This is a genomic window from Sphaerisporangium aureirubrum (genome assembly GCF_042658925.1).
Classification (GTDB): Bacteria; Actinomycetota; Actinomycetes; order Streptosporangiales; family Streptosporangiaceae; genus Sphaerisporangium; species Sphaerisporangium aureirubrum.
In genome coordinates this window covers 61,314-82,689 of the sequence record NZ_JBHSRF010000037.1, presented here as the reverse complement: position 1 = coordinate 82,689, position 21,376 = coordinate 61,314, and the positions used below count along the sequence as shown (strand labels likewise).

The window sequence follows — 21,376 nt, the reverse complement described above, 5'->3', positions numbered from 1 at the left end:
CCCTCACCTACACAGACGCCATAACCTCCTTCAAAACCACAGTCCCCAACCCAACCACCCGCACCCAAATAACCCAAACCTCCCAAAACTTCTACTTCACCTGACCCTCCATCCCGGACTTCACGAACGCCCCGCCCAACGAGCCCCCGCACTGCCCGGCGACCACCGGCTCGAAGGAGCCGGGCCGCCGCGAGCCCGCCTCGCTCGCCGAGCGCAACGGTGATCCGTGCGCCGCCGCCGCGGCTGCCACCGGGGCTTCGCTGAATGCGACTCGGCCGATGCCCCCGGAGGAGTTCGTCCATCAGGACATCGGAGACGGTGATGGCGCCGGACGCGTCATCACCGTTTGTCACAGACGGCGGAGCAGCATGCGCTGCCTGCAGCAAGTAGTCAACGCGGCCGGAAGGTGCCGCACGTGACCGTCACAGCACCGAGAGGAGTTGGAGACCGACCTGATTCGCTGAAAGCCGGAGCCCGGACGATTACCCTAAAAGGCTCCGGGAGGTGCCATGAGCACAGGCTGGTTGCTGGAAATCCCGATCACGGGCGAGGAAGCTCGGCGTTTGACGGCCCGCGCAAAAGTGCGGGTGACGCGAGCCTTAGAGGCGCGCGGCGGCGAGTTATGCTCGTGGTCGATCGAGCCGCCTGCCCAAACACCCACCGAGACGACCACCCAGACGGCAACCCTGGTCGTCAGGCTCACACTGCCGACGCCTCCCGCTCCGGACCTCCCCGAGGCCTTGCTGACCCTCCTGGACCTGCACTCCGCCGACGTGCGGTTTCGTCCGACCGATGAGCCCTCGTCTCCTTCGTCGCCCCCGAACGTCCGCGGCTCGATAGGACCAGGGCCCTACTGCGAGAGCTGCGGTTGGCCGGACGGCCATCACGACCACAGCTGTCCTCTGTCCGGAAACCGTTAGGCGACGCCGTGAATGCTGGCGACGGCCGGACGTGGCTTCCGCCGATGCCAGCCGGTTACCCGGGCAGTATCCAGTCGCTCGTTGGGCTTGCCGCGCCGCTCCTGGCTGCAACCAGCTTCACCATGACCGCGCTGCTCCTGCCGCCGTCGACGCAGGCTTTCTCGCGGTGGCCGGATGCCGCGCTGGCATTTTTCCTCGCTGCTGGGCTGGCACAGATCGCCGCTGTCCAGGCGGGCATCTGGGCCCGCCGATACGATACGACTCCCGCCGAGTTGCTCATGTGGCATCCGGACCATGCGAAAGAAGACAGGCCGAGTGCGTGGCTCCTGGGAGTACAGCGTGGCCTGATGAAGCGCAGCCAAGTCTGGTCGGATCGGGCGCGGCTGGCCTACCACCTGGGGATCGTCCTTCTCCTGACCGGACTGTCCGTTGCCACCGTACCGTCAGGCGCCCTGTCGCCGTCGCGCTGGGTGCTCGTCTCGGTGGCGCTACTCGGACTTGTAGGTGAGGTGCTGTGGATAGCGGGCTCAGCCTTTCTCGACCACGCCCGCAGGCGTACCGCTCTCCGTCAGGTTCTGGCGGCGATGCTGGCCGCCTCGGCAGCGGTTGTAGCGGCGCTGACCCGGGAGGGCACGGTGGTGCTCGGCCTCCTGGTGCTTCTCACCGTCTGTCACCTGTTCCAGCGCCGCTCATGGTGGGTGCCGATCCTACCCGGGTGGGCGGTGCTGGTCCTGCTATGGCCGAGGCTGGCCTGGGCACACGACCTGCTGGTAGCGGCGGCTCTGCTGGTGTGTCTCGTCCACGCCGTCAAGGTGCTGCTTCTTTGGCTTGAGGAGAGAGCCGAGCGATCTCGCTGAACAGTCGCGCCTCGCCCTCCTCTGCCGCCCAGACCCTGTTCCCGTGCGGTGTCTCGCGGGCGTTGCGCACCACGGCCCGTCGGAAGGACGGCCGGGCTCCCGGCATGGCCAGTCGTAGTAGCAGCTTCCCGTCGGGATATCGCCCGTCGAGGATTTCGAGCATCAGGTGCGCTGGCATGGTCAGCTCCGCACCCATCTCCCCGGCCCGACGGCGGGCCGTGGCGATAAGCCGGAGCAGGTGCGTGCTGGGGCCGGGGTCCCGAACGTCGCTGCGGGCCGCGCGCTCCCTGCGGCAGAGCTTCAGTACGGCACCGCTGCCCAAGGTAAACAGCCCCTCCTTCACCGCGTGTGTCTCCAGGATGGAGAACTCGTCACCCAAGTACTCGTAGACCACGTGTCCCGTGGTGACGACAGGCTGCCGCAGCTCTCGAGCCATCTTGAGACACGAGCTCAGGAGATAACGGAGCTCCATCGACAGGGGAGGAGCCTCGGCGAAGGCATCCCGGTCGCCCGTGGACACCAGACGTCGCCCGATGAAAGCATGCCCCGCCCACAGAGCCGGGCTGTATTCGCGCCCGTACTCCCGCCACGAGGCCAGACACTCCCGTTGCCAGGCGGAAAGGGCCGCCAGCAGCCCGGTCCCGGCTTCCAGATGCGGCAGGAGTTCCGGTTCCACGTCCCGGTCGTCGAGGATCGGGTGGACCGTGACCACTGCCTCGTCGGCGCCTGCCCACAACAACGCTGGCCCGAGAGTCAGCCACTCCCCGTGGGCGGAGCCGGAGATGTCCGCGGACTCGCATCCGAGGACCACCACCCGCCTCGGGACGCGGATCGGCGCTGGGTCCTCGCCGATGGTGAGGAGTTCACTCGTGGTCAACCGTTCGCCGTGCCACAGCAGCAATGCACCAGATGACGGCTCCGTAGGGCTCGCGGGCGCGGGATGGCAAGCGATCACGACGGTCGAGGCCGGGTCGAGCGACTGCAGAGCCTGCCGGAGGTTAGTCTTCGTGGCGGGGCGGCCTGCCGTACCGTCGTCGAGCAAGACGGTCGAAGCGGGTAGGAAGCGGCGCAGCATGCCCGCACCCGGCAGGTCCCCAGACGGGTTCAGCACAGCCAGGCCGATCGGCCCAGGCAGGATCGCCTCACGCCTGCCGATCAGATCAAGCAGGGCCGCGCTGGGTGCGAGGGCAATGTCCGCTACCTCGACTAGCCGGGTCTGATGGGTGAAGACTCCCAGCGCGGCCCAGGGGACGCGGGCCAGGCGCACCGCCGGAGCTATCGCGAGGGGCAACGGATCCTCCCCCGACTTCCTCCGCCTAAGCAGCTCGGCTCGGAGGGGCTCGGGGACCAGCAGCTGGCCGAGCCGCCCCATCAGCTCGGCCTCCGCCTGCGGATGGTAGAGCTCCCCGTCGGTCACACGGCGCACGATGCCTGGCGTGTCCTCACCGTCCAACCGCACCGGGAGGGCACGGGTCAGGCGTTTCAGCAGGGTGGCGAGCTCCGATTGGGGATCGCAGGCCAACTTCCCGCCGGTCACCACCCCCACCGGCGGGACTAGCGACCAGTAGACACTCCTGTCATCGGCGCTCGACCACTGTCCCCACCACCAGGCACCCGTCCCGGCTGCGACAGCGGCCATACGCTCCAGATCTAGGGCTCTGGGGCGTTCACCGGCATACGGTCCCAGCAAGCGAGTGTCGCCGCGGACCCGGATGAGTGGTGGGGGGCGCAGCGGAATTTCGCCCTTCAGGGCCCGGGCGACAGAGTCAGACTCCGGCGGCGAGGGGCGCTGCTCCTGCCTGGCCGGGAGCGAGCTACCGCGCGGCAGGCCCTGCACGCGTGCCGCCTCCAGGATCATGGCCGTGGCGACTGGATCGGCCGTGCGGATCGAGCAGGCAAGCGCGCCGGAGACGGTCGTGCTGTACCGTGACGCCCAGGCTGCCCGGTCTCGCTGGGAGCGCAGCAGATAGCGCCGCTCGTCCAGAGCGCCGACAGCGGCGAGTCGGCGTACCAGCGCCTTACCGTACGACCCTTCGCGTTCCAGGCGGTGGGCGCAGCAACCAAGAGCTTCGGCCTGCTGAAGCGTCAGCCCGAGCTGCTCGAACATCATGGCGACGCTGCCAACCCAGCCCAGGAACTCCTCATCGTCGTCGGTATCGACGGTGGCAAGAGCAGTGTCCAGTGAGGTCAGGGCGTACTGGCGGATGCCCGCTCGCGCCCTAGCGGGGATGTCGGTCTGGAACATCTTCCGCTTCCAAAGGACAGCGTGGTCGAGAGCGATGATCCGGGCGGCGTTGCGATAGTCCGCAGCGGCGCTCGGCTGCGCTTGCGCGCACCCACGCAGTGCGCGTGCCAGGTCCACGAGGTGAAACCCTCGGAGGTACCGTTCGGCTGCGTCGTGGAAGCAGCGCAACGCCGCGGCGGGATCTCCCGTCCGCGCCAGCGCCTCACCGAGGCGGATACCAACATCCGCCCGCAATAGGCCGTTCGCCTGGCTCGAGGCCTCTTGGAGGATCGGCAGCGCCTCACAGGTCCTGCCTGCCTCCACAAGTGCGGAGCCTTCAATGAGAGCGAGGCGGGTCCGCGTCCGCTCCGGCAGTCCCTCAGAGTGGGCTGCACGGCACAGGTCGAGCGCTTCCTGGTAGTCGCCCGCACGGAGGGCGGCGTCGGCAGCCCTGAGCCGGAGACTGCGCAGCGCACGCCTGGGAGCCCGGGCCAGCAGCCTAGTCAGGACAGCGATCGCGTCCTCTGGATAGTCCAGGCGGAGCAGTCGTTGCGCCCTGGCCAACTCGAACATGAGCTGGAGGTGAGGGAGGAGGGAGAGGTATCCCCCGTGGAAGGCGCGGCGCCGACCATAGGGGGCGGAGATCGCGCGGCGCGCCACGAGCGCCACAAGCCCGGCACCGGCGACAATCATCGAGGCCGCCAGCCCCGAGACGACCGTGGCGCCGACGAGGGCCCCAAGCACGGCGATCAGGAATAGTCTGTGGCTCTTCACCCCGGTCAGGAGCGCGCAGATGAGAGCGGTCTTGAGGGCGAGGGGAGAGACGACGAGCGCGACGGCCACCGCGAAAGCGATCACGGCGATGACGCGATCTCGCTGAAGAAGCCTCGCACGGGCCCGGCGGGCGAAATCAGGCTCGTCTTCCACACCGTGGAAGACAGCCACCGCCTCGTCGAGGTCTTCCAGTTCGCCGTCGAAGAACGCCTCCTCGATGATGGAGACGGCTTCCTTCAGCGGTACCCCACCCGCAACGACCAACGCCCCCGCCACGCTGCCTGGAGTGAGCACCGCTGCCAGCACTAGGATCGCCGGCGGGCAGCCCTCGAATCCGTGGCACTCGGCCAGGAACGTGGCCAGCCGCGCGGACTCCGCCACCTGCGCGGTGACGCGAATCCCGGACAGATCGTGCACCGCCGCGTTCCACTCGACGCTCCCAATCCGCTGGTCGCTAAGCTCGAGGCGGAGCAGGGCGCGCTGCCAGGCCTGTGGTTCCAAGCGTGCCATCGCGGCCAAGAGGTCGCCGGTGTTCACCGGGCGGTCGTGCACCAGATCGGCGGCGAAGGTCACCAACCCTTTTGCCGGATCCGCGAGCTCGATCGACATCGCACCCTCCTGAGCTGCCATTCATGAGCTGGGAATAGACATTGCATCCGATCCCGTCGGGGCCGGTGCAGAACTCACCGGTCAGCGATTGATCATCTTTTCCATGATCGCTTCAGCCTCTTCTTTGTCTGTGCAGGTTCCGGTATACATCCGGCCGTCACACCAGACCTCCCAGCGCCCTTCGGCGATATCGTGAACGATGGCCCACTCGCTGTTTCGCTCGATCCGGTTCTGAACGCTGTTCCAGTCGCCGGGAACGCGACCCTGGGTGTAGTACTTAACCGATCTCATATCGATCTTCATCTCTCTTTGTGTCGATCAGCTCTCGGTGTACGGCGAAGCCTGCTGGGGTCCGAAACTGGGGCGATCATCGTCGAGGCCGCGCATCAGGTACGTCGTCAGAAGTCGGCCCTGTGCACGCTCCTGCTTCGGGTTGGTAGGCAGTGGCCAGCGCACCTGCTCGTAAAGCGCACCTCGATATAGGTCATAAGCGGTCTCCACCAGGTCGGCGAAGACTGCTGCGCGAGCGGGGAGCCACTGCCACCACGCGGCCACTGTGACGGCGAGCCCGGTGGGGATCGCCCACAGAGTCCACGGTGCGAACAGCAAGAACAGCACTCCCCAGATGCCAGAGTTCACTGCGGAGTTCAACGCCGTCCTGGCCATGCTCAGCTCCTGCCTGGCCGTATCGGGGAGAAGTAACCACAGATGCGGCCATAGATGGACGGCGTCTAGACCGTATTTATCCACTGGACGGCTCTCAGCGGCCCGCAGAATGTTTCCGACGCGAGTCGGCATGCGTCTGTGCGGAGCAGGAAGTCGCCGCGAGCGGTTGTCGTTGTCTACCAACTCGGCAAGTTGTTCAGACGTGGCCGTGCCCTTGTCCTTCAGATTCATGAGCTCCTGGAATCGACTGCTGCTGGTCGTGCTCGTTCGCTGGACGCGTTCGACACGCGAAGCCCGCAGCCGCGCCAGCAGTCGGGGCCGCCTTGGCCAGTAGCCTGCCAACAGTCGCAGTACTGGTCGGGTGAGGCGCCGAACCACGATCGCCGAAGCACCGAAGGTCAACAGCGCCGCGAGGAGGACCGCGAGTTGCACCATCGCGGGTTGCCGATCGAGCCAGCCGGCGAACTCATTGAGGCCGTCGACGCTCCACCGACCGAACACCCAGGCCAACAATCCACCCCACCAGAACACCACCGCGGGCAGCGACGCCGCCACGAACCGGTCAGCCAGCTTTCCACTGGTGGTCGTCCAGAACTCTCCCAGCATGACGTAGACCGTCAGATCCGCTTAAGGAGGCTGTTGTCATCAGGACATGGCGGCACCTGATCGCCGAGCGACTGCCTCCAATAGACGTAGTTGCCGTCTCGGGGGCAGACGTACTTTTGGGCGTCGTAAGCGTCGCCGTCCCCGTCCAGCACAGCACCCGTTCCTCCCCGCCTGGGCTCACCCTCGCCGGAGCCCTGCAGTTCGGGTGGGCGACGCCTGTTGTCGGCCAGCATCTTCTCCTTCCACACGTAGAGCTTTCGTGAGCTCCTGAACAATTCGGCCAGCTCACCATCGACGCTTTTCCCTGACCGGGCGGCTTCCAGCAGGGCACAGATCTTCCGATCGACGTCCGGGGCGGTCTCCCCGATGAGGGAAGGCAGATAGGGACGGATCGTCCGTGCAGCGTCCAGCAGGTCGCGGTCCATGTATTCCCCTCGACATTGGCTTGTGGTATCAGAGCCCGGCTTGGGGGTCACCGATGACGAACCATGGCGACCACCACGCGACGTCCGTATCGGTGGACCCTTCAAGCAATTCCCGACATTGCTGTCGCGCCCATCGGAGCGCGGGCCCGACAGCCAGCGGGCCCGGCGAAGGATCGACGGGAGCTAGCGGGGTGGCCCCGGTCAATGCCGCGATGATGAGGCCGCTAACGGTCGGCGCCGAGGCCTCAAGAACCGCGGATAAGCTCACGATCGCTGCTCGGGCGTGCGTGACGATGAGAAGCTGGCGCACGATCCCGAGAAACTCATTGGTGTTATCGGCAGAGAAGTCGCCTGCGTCACACCCAGTGAGCAGGATAATGTCGGCCCGCACTCCTAGATCTAGGAGGTCGACCGGGGTAACCGTCCGCCTGAGGTGGAGCCCGCCTCGGTTCGCATGGCTCGCCAGATGGAGAACTTTGACGCTGCGCCGCAAGGTGAGAAAAGCACCGGATTCTGCGGTCGGGAAGTGGTTGGCCGACGCGGCTGCCTCTCCACTGAAGTAGGTCAGGGCTATCTGCGTCACCTCGCGGTCCGCGTTGGGCAACCTGGGCAGGTCGTCCCGGTCGTGGGCGTCATACGCGACCCCGAGGTAACTGGCCTGCGCGCTCACCACTGCATCGGTTCGCACGCGCACGAGATATCCGGCGCTGGGCACGATCGAGGTAGCACAAGCATCGCCGAAGATCTTGCTGGAATTCACCGGCAGCAGATGCCAGGGGAGGCCGACCAGTTCACCATGCGGACAGACGATCACTGTGTTCACACCGGACGGGATGTCACCGAGCAGAGCATGCGTGTAGGAGGAGCCGGGGAGCGTGGCTGCGTGTCTAACGCGCAAATTGGTCTGCTTCAACCAATCGACGAAGGACGACTGCTCCAGCTCCGGGATGGAGATATCCCAACCGTCCTGCGTCACAGTGAAGCGAACAAGGCGGCCATACTGCCAGAAGTACTCCAGGTACAACTCGTCGGAGCGCAGCACTGCTTGGATATCTGCGGGCTCGGCCGGCTCAGAACTGAGCAGCCTCATGGCTTGGGGACGCTCCTGTGTGACGAGGTCTAACCGCTGGCGCTGCTCGCGTTCACGATCGTTCAAGACGGTCTGGAGCCTGTCACGCTCCAGCGCGTACTTGCGCGCCTTGTCCATACCGCCAGCGAACAACGCCGCCTGGAGTTCTCGCTCAGCGTTCTCAAGTTCGATTCTCGCCCGCTCGGCACCGCTGGTCAGCTCGCGAAGGGGCGCGTCCGTAGCGATCAGGTGGCTCCAAGCGTCGTGCTGGATCTGCTGGTCGAGGAAGGCACGGCCCTTCACCGCCTGAGCTGCCCTCCAGACCGATCGGCGCCATCGCTCCTCGGTTCCGCGCGTCGCAACGGCACTGAGCAACTGGCCGATCAGCATTGGAAGGAGCTGTGCGACCTGACGATCCTCAGATTCACGCTGGTGCGGCACCACCATGGCCGCGCGAGCCCGCTCGTGACTGGCGAGCCAGGTGAAGATCGCATCCAGCCACTCGTCGCTCCAGATACCCTGCATGCCGATCTGAACGGCGATTTCCAGCCGTGCCATGGCCTCCTCCGTCGGCCGGTCGGCCTTCTGGAACGACACGACCGAATCGTGCAGCAGCTCAAGAGAGCGCGCCTCGCCGTCGGGCGCTTGCGGGTGCATGAAGGCCACGTAAGCGTTCAGATGCTCGGCAAGACCCCTGCCCCACCACACTGACGCGGCCCCGAACCGGCGGGCGGCGGTCTCGAGCAGGCCGGCGCACCGCTGACGGCAGTCGGGCTCGAATCCCGCGACCGCGCTGAGGGCATAGCCAGCCTGATAGTAGGCATCTCCAGCCTCCCGCACGGCGTCCACAGCATCGAATAGCTCTCCGGCGCGCTCGTTCTCCTCCGCGCAGATCTTGTTACGTTCCAAACTCGCCTCAAGCGACCATGGTGTGATCTTGAGTCTTTTGATGCACCGTGCACGCTCGTATCGACACGTCGCCTCCGCATATCGCTGGCCATCCGCGTGATATCGATCCGTGAGCATACGGAAACGCTTTGCCCCAACGTCTGGTACCTCCAGGAGCACCCTGCCCAGGCTGCCGAGCGCGAGAGCGGCCATCGTCTGGTTGCCCAGTTCATTGCCGATCTCGACAACAATGGCGAACTCGTCAGCCGACTCGGCGAACCTGCCCTCTACCCTGTGCGCATTTCCAATGATCATTCGCATCTGGCTCTCGATCGCCCGATTCTCCGGCGTGGCCTCGTGGGCGGTCCGGCGGATCGTCTCGGCGGCACATGAGGCGGCGATGCTCCAGTCGGCATCCAGGAGACCCCTTCCCGCCATCAGTCGAGCCTTGTGATAACACGCCTGCATCCGCGCTTCCGCAACCGTGAGGGAGGAATCCTCGTCGACGGTGCGGTCGAGAATCACCTCACACCTGGCGAGCACCAGCTCGTCTTGTTCGAGTTGGACGAGGGTAGTCAGCCACGCGGCTTCGGCAACGACTGACTCTTCCACAGAGCCGTGCTCCGCCAGAAGATCTGCAGCTTTGGAGAAGTGAGGAAGGCTTTCTTCCAGCCTGCCAGCCATAGCCTGGAACCCGGCACATGCCAATTCCGCTCTCCCCGCATCTGTCATTGCCCCAAGTTCCAGGTGCAGTCCGGCGACTCGAGCGAACTCGTCGGCCGCCTCATTGAAGCGCTGCTCCATAGACAGCCGAACGGCTCGCCGCCGGCGAGCAGCCGCCTCACCGGTTCGATCCCCGCTGGCATGGAACGTGGTGATCTCGGCGTCCTGTTGGCGCGGATCAGACTTTTCGCGGATCGATCCACCTCGCAGACCTCTGACCTGGCGCAACAGTTCACGGTGGCGGCTTAGGTGAGCTTCCCTACCAGCGTCGCCCTGCTGCCCGGCAGCCAAGATCAGTGCTCCGAGGAACGTGTCCACCTGCTCGGTGAGGAGCTCCGGATGCTCTTCCGCGATGCGTCTGGACTCCTCCCACGTTTCGGCGTCGAAGAAGCGCTCGAGCGCCGCTCCGACGGCAATGGGGTCAAACTCCACCATGGCGGCGGATGCACGATCAAGACAGGCGCTCAGGACCCGTGGGAGATTCCCCAGGACGCCGCCCATCAGCGCTTCCTGGAGCTGTTGGATGAGTCGGGGATACCGGGCAGGTACGCCTCCGGTCAATGACTGGGCGGCTGCGCTGGACGGCTCCCCGGCCAAGCAGAGGGCCAGAACGCTTGCTCCCACCGGCAGCATGTCGTACCACTGCGACATCAACCGCGCGGCTCGCACCGCCGCTGCGCATGTACCGGTCAGCGGTACGTCCAACCACAGGTCATCGCCGTCTGCCACCGGGTCGGTCACCGCTGCCGCGGCTACCGCTTCTGTGCTACCGAATTCGAGCCAGATCCGATCCCACTCACCGCGAACGTCCACTCGCATCAGGGCGAGCAGAACGTCGCGGGTGTCTACCCGCCGACCTTCTCGACACTGCCTCGCAGCAGCGTCAAGGGCCACCGCGGCGATCTCGCTGAACTCATGTCGCTCGTGGTCGAGTTTCACAGCGCTCACCCTTCGATGCTCACCGAGCATCTGCATGATCCCAACTGTGGCCACCCCGACTAGCAAACCATGTCACAGCATCCAGGCGAACGGACAGAGGAAATCGGAATTACTGGGCGTCGTACCTGGCAGCTGACACAAAAGGCCAGTGGAAAATTACATCCGCTCGCGACGGAGAGAGCGCCGTTTTAGGGTGAACCGCTAACCGGGTGCGAAAGTCGTACATTTCAATCCCCTGAAAACGTGGAGGTGGTTCTATGCCAAAGCGACTCTCAGAGGGCCGATGAGGTTTACTATCGTCGATCATGTGACGCTCGTATGTGACGGACGGTAGATCTGTGGAAGTCGGCGATCCAGGTCGCGATCTTTAGGCGAGCCTCGGCTCGGGTGCGGAATCGGCGGCGGGGTACGTACTTGACTTCGAGGGTGCTGTTGAAGGCTTCGGCGGCTGCTTCGTCCAGCGCCTATCCGGCTAATGATCTCGGTCTCCGAGGTTGGCCGGTCAACGCTGCCAGTCCGCGCGGGCATTGAGCCGGCGGAGTTGTTCCTTGTACTGCCGGACCCGGACGGCGATGGCTTCAAGGGCGGCGCGGAGGGGCGGACTTCATCGGTGAGGCCGGTGAATGTGCCGCTGGCGGCGGCGCGGTAGCAGTGCTCATCGATGATGGCCCGGAGGCTGGGATTGCGGTAAAGCGTGATGCGGCCCAGCCCAGTGAGACCGGCGACGGCGATGAAGGTGACAGGCTGCGCGGCGCGGCGGGGTTCGGGCGCAGGCTCTTCGACGCGGTAACCCGACCACCCGCCGGGACCGGTCGGCGACGGTGATGACTTCGCGGTTCTGCCACCTCGGCCAGCCGTTGCTAAACGGGACAGGGCCACCCGAAGCGAGCAATGCATCGACGATCCCGAGATGGAACATGTCGGGGGCGATGCCGGGCTAGACCCACGACCTGACCGCCGCACGAGCCTGGGGCATCCAGCGCGAACTCGACAACGCGGGAATCCTCATCCTCGCCGACAGGGAATCGATGAGGCAGATCTCACCACCGAGCTTTACACCGAGGCGGTCAAGCACCACTGAAGTCATTCCTCTTGAGAGCTCATCACGGTGGAGCACATGAGCCTGACAGGACCCGGGGTTGCGGGGGTGTTCCCCGCATTAGAACAGCCCTTGCGCCCTCCGAAGGACCGTTCCCACCTGCGCCCGCACACCCGGGGTTGCCGCCGTAAGGCGGGCAGCCATAGGCCTCTGGCCAGCAGGGGCTTGGGGCGGCTCAAGAAGATGCCGTCCGAGAGTGGCAACATCATCGAGACCGGCACAGATTCGTACCGCCTTGCCCAGACCCGAGCCGGAGCCGGACAAGCCAGCTGACCGCGCTCGTAGGGGTGGGGGCGGAATACGTCAGGAACGTGCTGTGGTGATCGGTGAGCGGTGTCGGCGGGGGGCTGAGCTTGGAGTGAGCAGGTCACTCTGTTAGGGGTAGGCACTCGGTGAGTAGGTTGACGATGTCGTGCCAGGCTCGTTGGGCGTGTCGTGGGTGGTGGCCGACGCCGGGGAGAACGGTTTGGGCGACTGGCGGGTGGTGGAAGGCGTGCAGGGCGCCGCCGTAGATCACGAGGCGCCAGTCGACGCCTGCTGACTGCATCTCGGCGGTGAAGGCGTCCCGCTGGGCGGGTGGCATGATCGGGTCTTCCGACCCGACGCCGGCCCATACCGGGCAGTGAATGCGTGCCGCCTCGCCCGGTCGGCCCGTGGTCAGTGCGTTGACTGTCCCGATCGCGCGCAGGTCGACGCCGTCGCGACCGAGTTCCAGCCCGATGGCGCCTCCGGTGCCGTAGCCGATGGCGGCGATCCGGCCGGGGTCGGTCCGCGGTTCGGCGCGCAGCACGTCGAGCGCCGCGTGGCCGATGTCGCGCATCCGGCCGGGGTCGGCGAGCAGCGGCAGGCAACGGGCCAGCATCTCCTCGGGGTCGGTGAACCAGCGTCCGCCGTGGATGTCGAAGGCCAGCGCCACGTATCCCAGCTCGGCGAGCGCATCGGCTCGGCGGCGCTCGACGTCACTGAGCCCCGGCCCTTCGGGCCCGACCAGGACTGCGGGCCGGCGGCCGGCACCGGCCGGGAGCGCGAGGTGCCCGATCATCGTCAGGCCGTCGGCCGGGTATTCGACCGTGCGCGTTGTAACCGTCGTCATGAGACATGACGGTAGTGATCGTCGAGCCCGGGCAGGCCGGTGTTCACCGCCGGCAGAGTTCACCGTCAGCGATGCCGGACGGCCCTGGTGATGAGTTGTCGTGCCCGGAGCCGTCACATCTACGACGGGATACGACGAGGCGGAAGGATGACGTGATGAGTGTGGAGACGCGGCTGGAGGAGCTGGGCGTGAGTGGTCTGGGGGAGGTCGACGAGCCGGCGTTCTCGGGGCTGGCGGAGCGGCACCGGCGGGAGCTGCACGTGCACTGCTACCGGATGCTCGGGTCGTTCGAGGATGCCGAGGACACCGTGCAGGAGACGTTTCTGCGTGCGTGGCGGCGGCGGGAGACCTTCGAGGGGCGGTCGACGTTCCGGGCCTGGCTGTACCGGATCGCCACCAACGCCTGCCTGGACCTGCTCGCCAAGTGCCGGCCGGAGCCTGCGACCGGCGGCGAGGTGCTGTGGCTGCAGCCCTACCCGGACCGGCTGCTCGACGAGTTGCCCGCGGGCGACGCGGACGAGCCGGAGAGCGTGGCCGTCGCGCGGGAGACGATCGAGCTGGCGTACCTGGTCGCGGTCCAGCACCTCGCGCCGCGGCCGCGGGCCGTGCTGATCCTGCGGGACGTGCTCGGCTGGCCCGCCAAGGACGTCGCGGAGCTTCTCGGGGACTCCGTCAACTCGGTGAACAGCGCGCTGCAGCGGGCCCGGGCCGGGATGCGGGAGCACCTGCCCGCCGAGCGGCAGGACTGGACCGGGGGTGAGGAGGACGCCGGGACGCGCGAGCTGGTGCGCCGCTATACCGACGCCAGCGTGGCCACCGACATCGACAGGCTCGCCGCGCTGCTGCGGGACGACGTCCGCTGCTCGATGCCGCCCACGCCGGGCCTGTACGTCGGCCGCGACGCGGTGGTGAAGGACTGGGTCGAGAGCGGCTTCGCGGGCATGACGCGCCTGCGCACCGTCCTCACCTCCGTGAACCGGCAGCCCGCCGTCGCCTTCTACCACTGGCGGGAGCGGGAGGGCGCGTACCTGCCGCTGACGATCGACGTCCTGCGCGTCACCGGCGGGGCGATCGCCGAGATCATCACGTTCCACGACGACCGGTTCCCGCGGCTCGGGCTGCCGGAGCGCCTGCCGGCGGACGGCACGGAGTAGTTCCCGGTGTGGACGCTCGCGCTGCGTGGTGGCGCGCGTGTCGCGGTGGTCGCGGCGGAGTGGTGCGACGCGTTCGGCGTCGTCACCCGCGGGCGGGTGCAGCTGGAGCTGCGCGACGGCGAGCCCGGGCCGGTCCTCGGACGTGACGCCGGGTTCTGGCTCCGCGGCACCGGCGTCCGCGCCCTGCGCAACCCCGGCCGTCGCACGGCGAAGGTGCGCATCGTCACCCCCAGGCCCAGGACCCCCACCTGCCAGTCAACACAGAATGATGGAGGAACGACATGAGCAGCATGAATGACACCGGGGTCGCCGCAGGCCCGGCATCGGGCCGGACCAGCCACACCCACCGACTCCGCAGGCTCGCCGGCACCGGCTTCATCGCCACGCTCGCGGCGATGGCGGCCACCACCCTCGCCGCCGGGCTCGCCCAGGCCGTCGGCGTCGACTTCGAGATCCCCGACGGTGGCGAGACGATCCCACTGCCCGGGTTCGCCGTGGTGACCGGCTTCTTCTCGGTCGTGGGCATCGTCATCGCCGTCGCTCTTCTTCGCTGGAGCGCTCGCCCCGCCGAGCGATTCGTGTGGACGGCGGTGTCGCTGACCGCGATCTCGTTGCTCCCGCCCCTCCTCTCCGGGGCGAACACCGCCACCACCACCGCCCTCCTCGGGCTACACCTCGTCCCCGCGACGGTGATGATCCCCACCCTGGCGCGGAGCCTCCGCACCCGGACCGATTGACGATCCCGCGACAGGACAACGCACGGCGCAAGGGCATACGCGAGCGCACTAACACATGGCCCCCGGTGCTGCCGCGCAAGGACGCGTCCGCAGCCGAACCTGACACCCGCGCCCACCGGCGGCTGCCACACCGTAGCCGTCGGGGCAGGGAGCGCTGTTTGCGACGTGGGAGGTTGGAAAGCTCACTGTCCGTGGGAAGTATCGCTGCGGGAAACTATGAGCCCGGCAGGCCCGGGGGTGCGGGGGTGTCCCCCGCAGGAGAACAGCCCTTGCGCCTTTCCGTGCGAAGCGCGGGCTTCCGCGAGGACCATTTTCACCGGCGCCCGCACACACGAGTTGTCCAGCGTCTCACATACTGCGGGCGGCCCATGGGCCTGTCCCCCGAGGTCGGCAGCGGCTGCGCCGGGGTCAGCGGCCGGGGGGCAGGTGGGTTTGCAGGTGGGGGGTGAAGGTTGGGAAGTCGGTGGCCAGTTGGTCGGGTGTCCAGCCGCCCTCTCGGTGGGTGACGAAGGCTTCCTTGGGGTGGGACCAGATGGTGAATCTGTCGCCGCCGAAGCCGAAGTACTGGCCTGTTATTCCGGTGGACTCGTCGGAGGAGAGGTAGACGACGAGGGGGGCTACGTCCTGGACGGTGCCGATGCCGCGGTGGCGGAGGTCGGGGGGGATGGGGGCGCCGTTCTCGGCCGCGGCGACGGCTTCGGTCAGGCTTGGGATGGTGGCGGCCATGCGGGTGAGGGCGGTGGGGACGATCGCGTTGACGGTCACGTCGAGTTTGGCCAGCTCGATGGACCAGACGCGGACCATGGCGATGATGGCGGCCTTGGAGGCGGCGTAGGCGGTCTGGCCGAAGCTGCCGTACTGGCCCGCGGGGGAGCCTACGAGGATCAGGCGGCCGCCGTCGCCTTGCTCGCGGAAGCGGGCGGCGGCGGCGCGGCCGCAGGTGAAGGTGCCGCGGACGTGGCTGTTCACCACCAGGTCGAACTCCTCGTCCGTCACCTTGCCGAGGGTGCGGTCGCGGAGCGCGCCGGCGTTGGTGCACATCACGTCCAGGCGGCCGAACTCCGTCACGGCGCGCCGGACCAGGGCGTCCGCCGATTCGGCGGTGCCGACGGCGCAGACCTCGGCGACGGCTCGGCCGCCGGCCTCAGTGATCGCGTCCGCGGTCTCCTTCGCCACGTCGCCGTCGATGTCGTTGACGACCACGGCGGCGCCCGCGGCGGCCAGCGCCTCGGCGTACGCGCGGCCGAGGCCTCGCCCCGATCCGGTGACGATCGCGACCTTGTCGTTGAGTCGCACGGTCTTCCTTTCTACGACGAACCGTGAGGCGCACCCCGGTCGGTGTGCCACCGCCCGGGGTGCGCTTGAGGGCGGGGTCAGTCGCTGATCTTTATGTTGGCGAAGTCGTAGTCGCCCGCTGCCGGGACCTCCATGCCGGTGACGCCCTTGCGGAAGGCGGCCACGTAGGTCACGCCGCAGACCGGCACCACCGGCGGGCCCGCTTCGAGCACCTTCTTGGAGATCTCCCGCATGGGGGCGGCGCGCTGGGTCACGTCGTCGTCGACCCTCGCCTCGGCCAGCAGCTTGGCGCCGCCGGGCAGATCGAAGCCGCCGGGGTTGTAGAGGCCGCCCTTGAGGTAGAAGTCGGCGACGAACTGGCTCGGGTCGGGGCGCCCGGCCTGGACCAGTGCGACGGTGGCGGTGAACTTGCCGGTGCGGCGGGCGGACACCATCTGCTGGAACTCCAGGACCTTGATGGTGACCTTGATGCCGACCTGCTGGAGCTGGGCCTGGAGTGCCTGCGCCAGGGTCTGGTAGGAGGTGTTGGGGCCGACCTCGAACACCATCTCGAAGCCGTCGGGGTAGCCCGCCTCGGCGAGCAGCTGCTTCGCCTTGGCGGGGTCGTAGTACGGCTTGACGTCGTTCAGCTCGGGGGCGTTCGCCCAGAAGCCCTGCTGGAACGGCTGCACGGACGGGGAGCAGATACCGGCGTACAGGTTCTTGCTGATCGACTCGCGGTCGATGGCGTACAGCAACGCCTGCCGGACCTTCGGGTCGCTCAGCTTGTCGTTGGCGGTGTTCAGCAGGATGCCGTTGAACGTGGTGTTCGGGCCCTTGATCACGGTCAGGCCGGCCGCCTCGGACTCCTTGATCTGGCTGGGCGTGATGGACGTGCCGTCCGCCTGGCCCGACTTGACCGCGCGCAGCCGGGTGGACTCGTCGGAGTAGACCGCCATCTCGATGCCGCCGATGGTCGTCCTCTTCGCGTCCCAGTAGCCGTCGAACTTCTTGAAGGTGACCTTGCCCTCGGTGAGGGCGTCCACCTGGAACGGCCCGGTGCCGACCGGCTTGCCCGCCAGGCCGGGATCGGCGAGCGCGCCCGGCGCGACCACGATGCCCGCCTCGCCGGCCAGTACGTTGATCATGTAGCCGGACGGCTGCTTGAAGGTCAGCTTGACCTGGTCGGGGGCGAGCACATCGACCTTCTCGATACCGGAGAGGGTGCCCGCCAGGGCGCCTTCCTTCTTGAACGCCTCCAGGGACGCCTTGACGGCCTCCCCGTCGAGCTCCTCGCCGTTGTGGAACTTCACGCCGTGCCGCAGGGTGAAGGTGATCGTCTTGTTCTCGTCGGCGAGCTTCCACTCGGTGGCGAGGCCCGGCGCGATGTCCCCGGCGGGGGTGCGCAGGATCAGGCTCTCGTAGACGACGTCCAGGAACACCGGGTCCAGCGGCCCCGACTTGCGGGGGTCGAAGGAGGTCGGCATGCCCGGCACCGCCCACCTCAGGACGGCGCCGCCGTCGTTGCCGCCGGAACTCCCCCCGGGACTCCCGCCGGTCGTGCCACCGCCCCCGCATCCTGCGAGCACGAGGCCTGCTGCGAGGACCACACCGGCCGATTTGACTGACGCTCGTTTCACGGCCTTGCCTCCATGTTTCAGAGTCGAGCGTGACGCGCTCGATGAACACTCGCGGAGCTTTCCCGGCTCGGTCCCCGACGTGTCGGCCCGGATCCGCTTCTTCGTTTCCGTCGGCGGCTGACGCCGCTGTCCGGTCCTTGCGCGGTGGCGCCGCGTGTGGCGCCACCGGGTCCGCCCGCGGCTATTTGCCGCGCAAGCGCTCGCCGGCGATGGCGGCGCCTTCGGCGAGCGCGCGCAGCTTCGCCCAGACGATCTCCTCGTGCCCCACCCGGGAACCCATCCCGCAGTCGGTGCCCGCCTGGAGGTTCTCCTTGCCGATCACGCCGGCGTAGCCGACCAGCCGCTCGGCGACCAGCTGAGGGTGTTCGACCAGGTCGGTGGCGTGGCCGACCACGCCGGGGATGAGGATCTTGCCTTCGGGCAGCTTCACGTCCTCCCACACCCGCCACTCGTGCGCGTGCCGGACGTTGCTCGCCTCGACGGCGTACGCCTGCGCGTTGACCTTCACGAGCAGGTCGGCGATGTGCTCCAGCCCGATGTCCTGGGTGTGCGGCCGGTGGCCGCTGCCCCAGCAGGTGTGCATCCGGATCTGCTCGGCGGGCAGCCCGGCGACGCTGTGGTTGATCACTTCGACCGCCGACTCAAGGTAGCGGCGCAGGTCGGCCACCGTCCACGTGGGGTGGAACTGCCAGGTGGTGGCGAACTCCGGCTCGTCGATCTGCAGGATCAGACCGGCGTCGGTGATCGCCTTGTACTCTTCGCGGAGCGCCTCGGCGACCGCGAACATGTACTCCTCCTCGCTCGCGTAGTGCGCGTTCCTGGCGCCCGCGCCCAGGCTGAGCGGGCCGAGCGCGGCGATGAAGCCGTCCGCCTCCCGGCCTTCCAGGGCCGTCTTCATCGCGGCGATGTCGGCCGCGATGGCGTCCTGGCCGATGTAGGTGATCGGGGACGTGCACACCCGGCCGCTGACAGGCATCTTGGGCACCGCGCCGGGTGTGGCGAATCCCGGCCGGATCGGGCCGCCCGATCCCATCAGCCACAGCCCGGAGGCGTACGTGCCGGGGAAATCGGCCTTGTCCCGGGCGGCCACCCACTCGCGCTTCGGCGGCACGGCGGGGTCGATGGGCAGGGTCTCCCAGCCGGTGACCCGGGCGTGGATGTAGCCGCTGTAGTGGGACATGTTGGCGGCCTTGACGTACTCCCCGTCGTTGACGGTGTCCAGGCCGCAGTCGATCTGGAGGTCGACGACCTCGCGTACCGCGTGCGGGAGCCGTTCGTCGATCGCCGCCCGGGCCGCCTGACCCTGGGCGATGAGCTCGTCCAGGTCCTTCGGCCGGGGCAGGTTGCCGCCGTGCGTGCTGAGAATCCGATCCTCGCTGCGCCTCATCTGTGTCCTTTGACCGAGGTGTCGTCCCCCGCGCCGGCGCGGGAGAACTTCTGGATTTGATGCCGTCCGCAGGACCGGTCGACCAGCCCTGGCCTGACGGCGAAGCTGTAGGTGACCTCGGCGACGTACAGGTCGCCGCGGGAGTCCAGCGCGATGCCGTGCGGGGCGATGAAGTCGCCGGTCCCGGCGGGCCCGCCGCCGGAGTCCCCCCAGCGCTCGATGACGCCGCCGTCCGGGCCGAGCACGGAGAGCCGGGACATGCGGTGCTCGGGTGTCGCGCCGTGGACGAACGACCTGGTGCCCTTCGGCCGCCACAGTTCGGCGACCAGGACGGTGCCGTCCGGCGCGGCGACCAGCGCGCAGGGGCGGCGCACGTCCGTCCACGCCTCGGCGAAGCGGCCGTCGAGGTCGAAGACCTGGATGCGGTCGTTCTCCCGGTCGCCGACCAGCACCCTGCCGTCCGGGGTGATGTCCAGGCAGTGCGGCAGGTGGAACTGGCCGGGACCGGTGCCGATCTCACCCCAGGACCGGATCAGCTCCCCGTCCGGGGAGAACCGGTGCACGCGACAGTTGCCGTACCCATCGGTCACGTAAAGGTCGCCGTCCGGGCCGACGGCCAGGTCTGTGCAGCGGTTGAACGGGCCGGCGGGCCGGCGCACCCGTTCCACGCCGTGCACGTCCACCGGGCCGCCGGAGACGTACCCGGTGCCGGACGGCACGCCGGGGGTGCCGATGGTCAGCAGCAGTTCTCCCTCGGGGGTGAACCTGCGCACCGTGTGGTCGCCCGCGTCGACGCAGTAGACCGTGCCGTCCGGGCCGACGGTCAGCCCGTGCGGCATGGTGAACAGGCCGAGCCCGAAGGATCGGACGAACGTGCCGTCCCGCTCGTACACCAGGACCTGGTGGTCGAACCGGGTGAACAGGTAGACGCGGTCGCCGGCGTCCACGTCCACCGCGGTCACGTCGGCGTGCCGCAGGCCGTCCGGCAGGCGCTCCCAGTCGCCGCCGGCCAGGAAGCGGTGATGCTCGCCGCGGATCACGACGGCACCTCCGCGCTCCGGGGCGCCGGCAGCCAGCCCCACGGGTGCGGGCCCCACACCGGCGGCACCAGCTCTCCGGCGCGGACGGTGTGCACCGGGACGAGGCCGTATCCGCCGTGAAAGGTCTCCTGCGCGGTGTCGACGAACTCGAAGTCCCCCTCGACGAGGTCCAGCACGGTCAGGTCGGCCTCCCGGCCGGCGGCCACCGCGCCGAGCTCGTGTTCCAGGCCGAGCGCGCGGGCCGCGTTCACGGTGGTCATGCGCACCACGTCGGACAGGTCGTAGCCGACGGCCATGAACTTCGCCATGCATTCGAGCAGCGAGTGGAACGTCTCCCCGGCCGCGGTCAGGTCGCTGCTGACGGTGTCCGGCGCGAGTCCCAGCTCGCGCTGCTCGCGGGCCACCCGGTAGCCGAAGTTGCCCCGGCCGAGCGCGGAGTCCAGCACGATGCCCCGTTCCCTGGCTGCGGTCAGGGCGGGCATCATCCGGTCCGCGGCGGCCATGACGCCGCCGTGGTTGGGCGTGCACAGGTGGGTGATGATGTCGCCGCGGTCCAGCTGCTCGATGACGAACCGGGTGACCGGGGTGAGCCGCTCCGGCTCCGGGCGCCGCCGCGCGGACAGGTCGCCGATGTGCACCATCAGCGGCACCCCGTGCTCGCGGGCCACGCCCTTGGCGGCTTCGAAGATCTCCTTGCCGTGCTCGGCCACCAGGGGCCCGACCAGCCGCAGCTTGACGCCCTGGACCAGGCCGGGGTTCGCCGCCACGCACTTGGCGATGGCGCCGGGGTCGATGTCGTCCAGGGCGTTGACGTCGACCATGGTGGGCATGCTGTGCGCGTGGCTGGCGATGTTCAGGTACGGCACGATCCGCGTGCGCGCCCTCGGCTGGATGTAGGCGGAGAAGACGCCGATGCCGGACACGCCGACCGAGCCCGCGTCCACCAGCGTGGTGACCCCCGATCCGACGCCGACGACGTCCGGGTCGCAGCCCTCCATGCCGACGCCGGGGGTGATGGCCCCGTGCGCGACGTGCGTGTGCAGGTCGATCAGGCCGGGCACCACGTACCGCCCGGGGCCGCTCGCGTCGATCACCCGGCGGGCCGAGGCGGCCGGGATGTCCTCGCGCAGCGCGCTGATCCGGCCGCCGGTGATCGCCACGTCCACGACGCGGTCGACGGACTGTCCGGGATCCAGGACCCGGCCGCCCTTGATCAGCAGGTCGTACTCCATCGTCTCTCCTATCGGTGCC

At 68.1% G+C, this 21,376-nt stretch carries 15 protein-coding genes; 4 read left to right on the top strand and 11 right to left on the bottom strand.

Translation table 11 applies throughout. From position 1 onward, the window contains the following. Positions 1–1,042: 1,042 nt before the first annotated feature. The gene (locus ACFP1K_RS23430) at positions 1,043–1,777 is read left to right on the top strand and encodes a hypothetical protein (RefSeq protein ID WP_380756855.1); all 735 of its coding nucleotides are present in this window, start codon (positions 1,043–1,045) and stop codon (positions 1,775–1,777) included. Here ACFP1K_RS23430 and ACFP1K_RS23425 read toward each other — a convergent pair. From ACFP1K_RS23425 to ACFP1K_RS23400, 6 genes are all read right to left on the bottom strand, one after another. Beyond that, positions 1,728–5,384, bottom strand: a complete 3,657-nt coding sequence (locus ACFP1K_RS23425; protein WP_380756853.1) for a CHAT domain-containing protein — start codon at positions 5,382–5,384, stop codon at positions 1,728–1,730. The two genes, ACFP1K_RS23430 and ACFP1K_RS23425, sit on opposite strands and share 50 nt — an antisense overlap. Before the next feature lie 81 nt (positions 5,385–5,465). Then, complete coding sequence (locus ACFP1K_RS23420) at positions 5,466–5,687, bottom strand: hypothetical protein (protein WP_380756851.1); 222 nt, start codon at positions 5,685–5,687, stop codon at positions 5,466–5,468. A gap of 15 nt (positions 5,688–5,702) precedes the next feature. Next, positions 5,703–6,656, bottom strand: a complete 954-nt coding sequence (locus ACFP1K_RS23415) for a hypothetical protein (RefSeq protein WP_380756848.1) — start codon at positions 6,654–6,656, stop codon at positions 5,703–5,705. Between the two features lie 11 nt (positions 6,657–6,667). Further along, positions 6,668–7,081, bottom strand: a complete 414-nt coding sequence (locus ACFP1K_RS23410) for a hypothetical protein (protein ID WP_380756845.1) — start codon at positions 7,079–7,081, stop codon at positions 6,668–6,670. Between the two features lie 28 nt (positions 7,082–7,109). Further along, on the bottom strand, positions 7,110–10,736 hold the full coding sequence (locus ACFP1K_RS23405) for a CHAT domain-containing protein (protein ID WP_380756843.1): 3,627 nt from the start codon (positions 10,734–10,736) through the stop codon (positions 7,110–7,112). A gap of 1,430 nt (positions 10,737–12,166) precedes the next feature. Continuing rightward, complete coding sequence (locus ACFP1K_RS23400) at positions 12,167–12,892, bottom strand: dienelactone hydrolase family protein (protein ID WP_380756840.1); 726 nt, start codon at positions 12,890–12,892, stop codon at positions 12,167–12,169. A gap of 155 nt (positions 12,893–13,047) precedes the next feature. Here ACFP1K_RS23400 and ACFP1K_RS23395 point away from each other — a divergent pair, with 155 nt between their 5' ends. From ACFP1K_RS23395 to ACFP1K_RS23385, 3 genes are read left to right on the top strand one after another with little or no spacing between them, the layout of a single operon-like run. Further along, positions 13,048–14,046 carry an RNA polymerase subunit sigma-70 gene (locus tag ACFP1K_RS23395; protein WP_380756838.1) on the top strand — a complete coding sequence of 333 codons (999 nt, stop codon included), beginning with the start codon at positions 13,048–13,050 and terminating at the stop codon, positions 14,044–14,046. A 6-nt stretch (positions 14,047–14,052) separates the two neighbouring features. Then, a complete protein-coding gene (locus ACFP1K_RS23390; RefSeq protein WP_380756836.1) occupies positions 14,053–14,331 on the top strand; it encodes a hypothetical protein in 279 nt (92 codons plus the stop codon). Beyond that, on the top strand, positions 14,328–14,783 hold the full coding sequence (locus ACFP1K_RS23385) for a DUF6069 family protein (protein WP_380756834.1): 456 nt from the start codon (positions 14,328–14,330) through the stop codon (positions 14,781–14,783). Before ACFP1K_RS23390 ends, ACFP1K_RS23385 begins: the two co-directional genes overlap by 4 nt. A 408-nt stretch (positions 14,784–15,191) precedes the next feature. Here ACFP1K_RS23385 and ACFP1K_RS23380 read toward each other — a convergent pair whose 3' ends face one another. The 5 genes from ACFP1K_RS23380 to ACFP1K_RS23360 form a co-directional block, all read right to left on the bottom strand. Then, positions 15,192–16,079 carry an SDR family NAD(P)-dependent oxidoreductase gene (locus ACFP1K_RS23380; protein ID WP_380756832.1) on the bottom strand — a complete coding sequence of 296 codons (888 nt, stop codon included), beginning with the start codon at positions 16,077–16,079 and terminating at the stop codon, positions 15,192–15,194. 77 nt (positions 16,080–16,156) lie between these two features. Further along, on the bottom strand, positions 16,157–17,545 hold the full coding sequence (locus tag ACFP1K_RS23375; protein WP_380756830.1) for an ABC transporter substrate-binding protein: 1,389 nt from the start codon (positions 17,543–17,545) through the stop codon (positions 16,157–16,159). A 334-nt stretch (positions 17,546–17,879) separates the two neighbouring features. Further along, complete coding sequence (locus ACFP1K_RS23370) at positions 17,880–19,085, bottom strand: cobalamin-independent methionine synthase II family protein (RefSeq protein WP_380756828.1); 1,206 nt, start codon at positions 19,083–19,085, stop codon at positions 17,880–17,882. Continuing rightward, complete coding sequence (locus ACFP1K_RS23365; protein WP_380756826.1) at positions 19,082–20,125, bottom strand: peptidyl-alpha-hydroxyglycine alpha-amidating lyase family protein; 1,044 nt, start codon at positions 20,123–20,125, stop codon at positions 19,082–19,084. Before ACFP1K_RS23365 ends, ACFP1K_RS23370 begins: the two co-directional genes overlap by 4 nt. Further along, positions 20,122–21,357 carry an amidohydrolase family protein gene (locus ACFP1K_RS23360; protein ID WP_380756823.1) on the bottom strand — a complete coding sequence of 412 codons (1,236 nt, stop codon included), beginning with the start codon at positions 21,355–21,357 and terminating at the stop codon, positions 20,122–20,124. The genes ACFP1K_RS23365 and ACFP1K_RS23360 overlap by 4 nt, the downstream gene beginning before the upstream one ends. Positions 21,358–21,376: the final 19 nt, after the last annotated feature.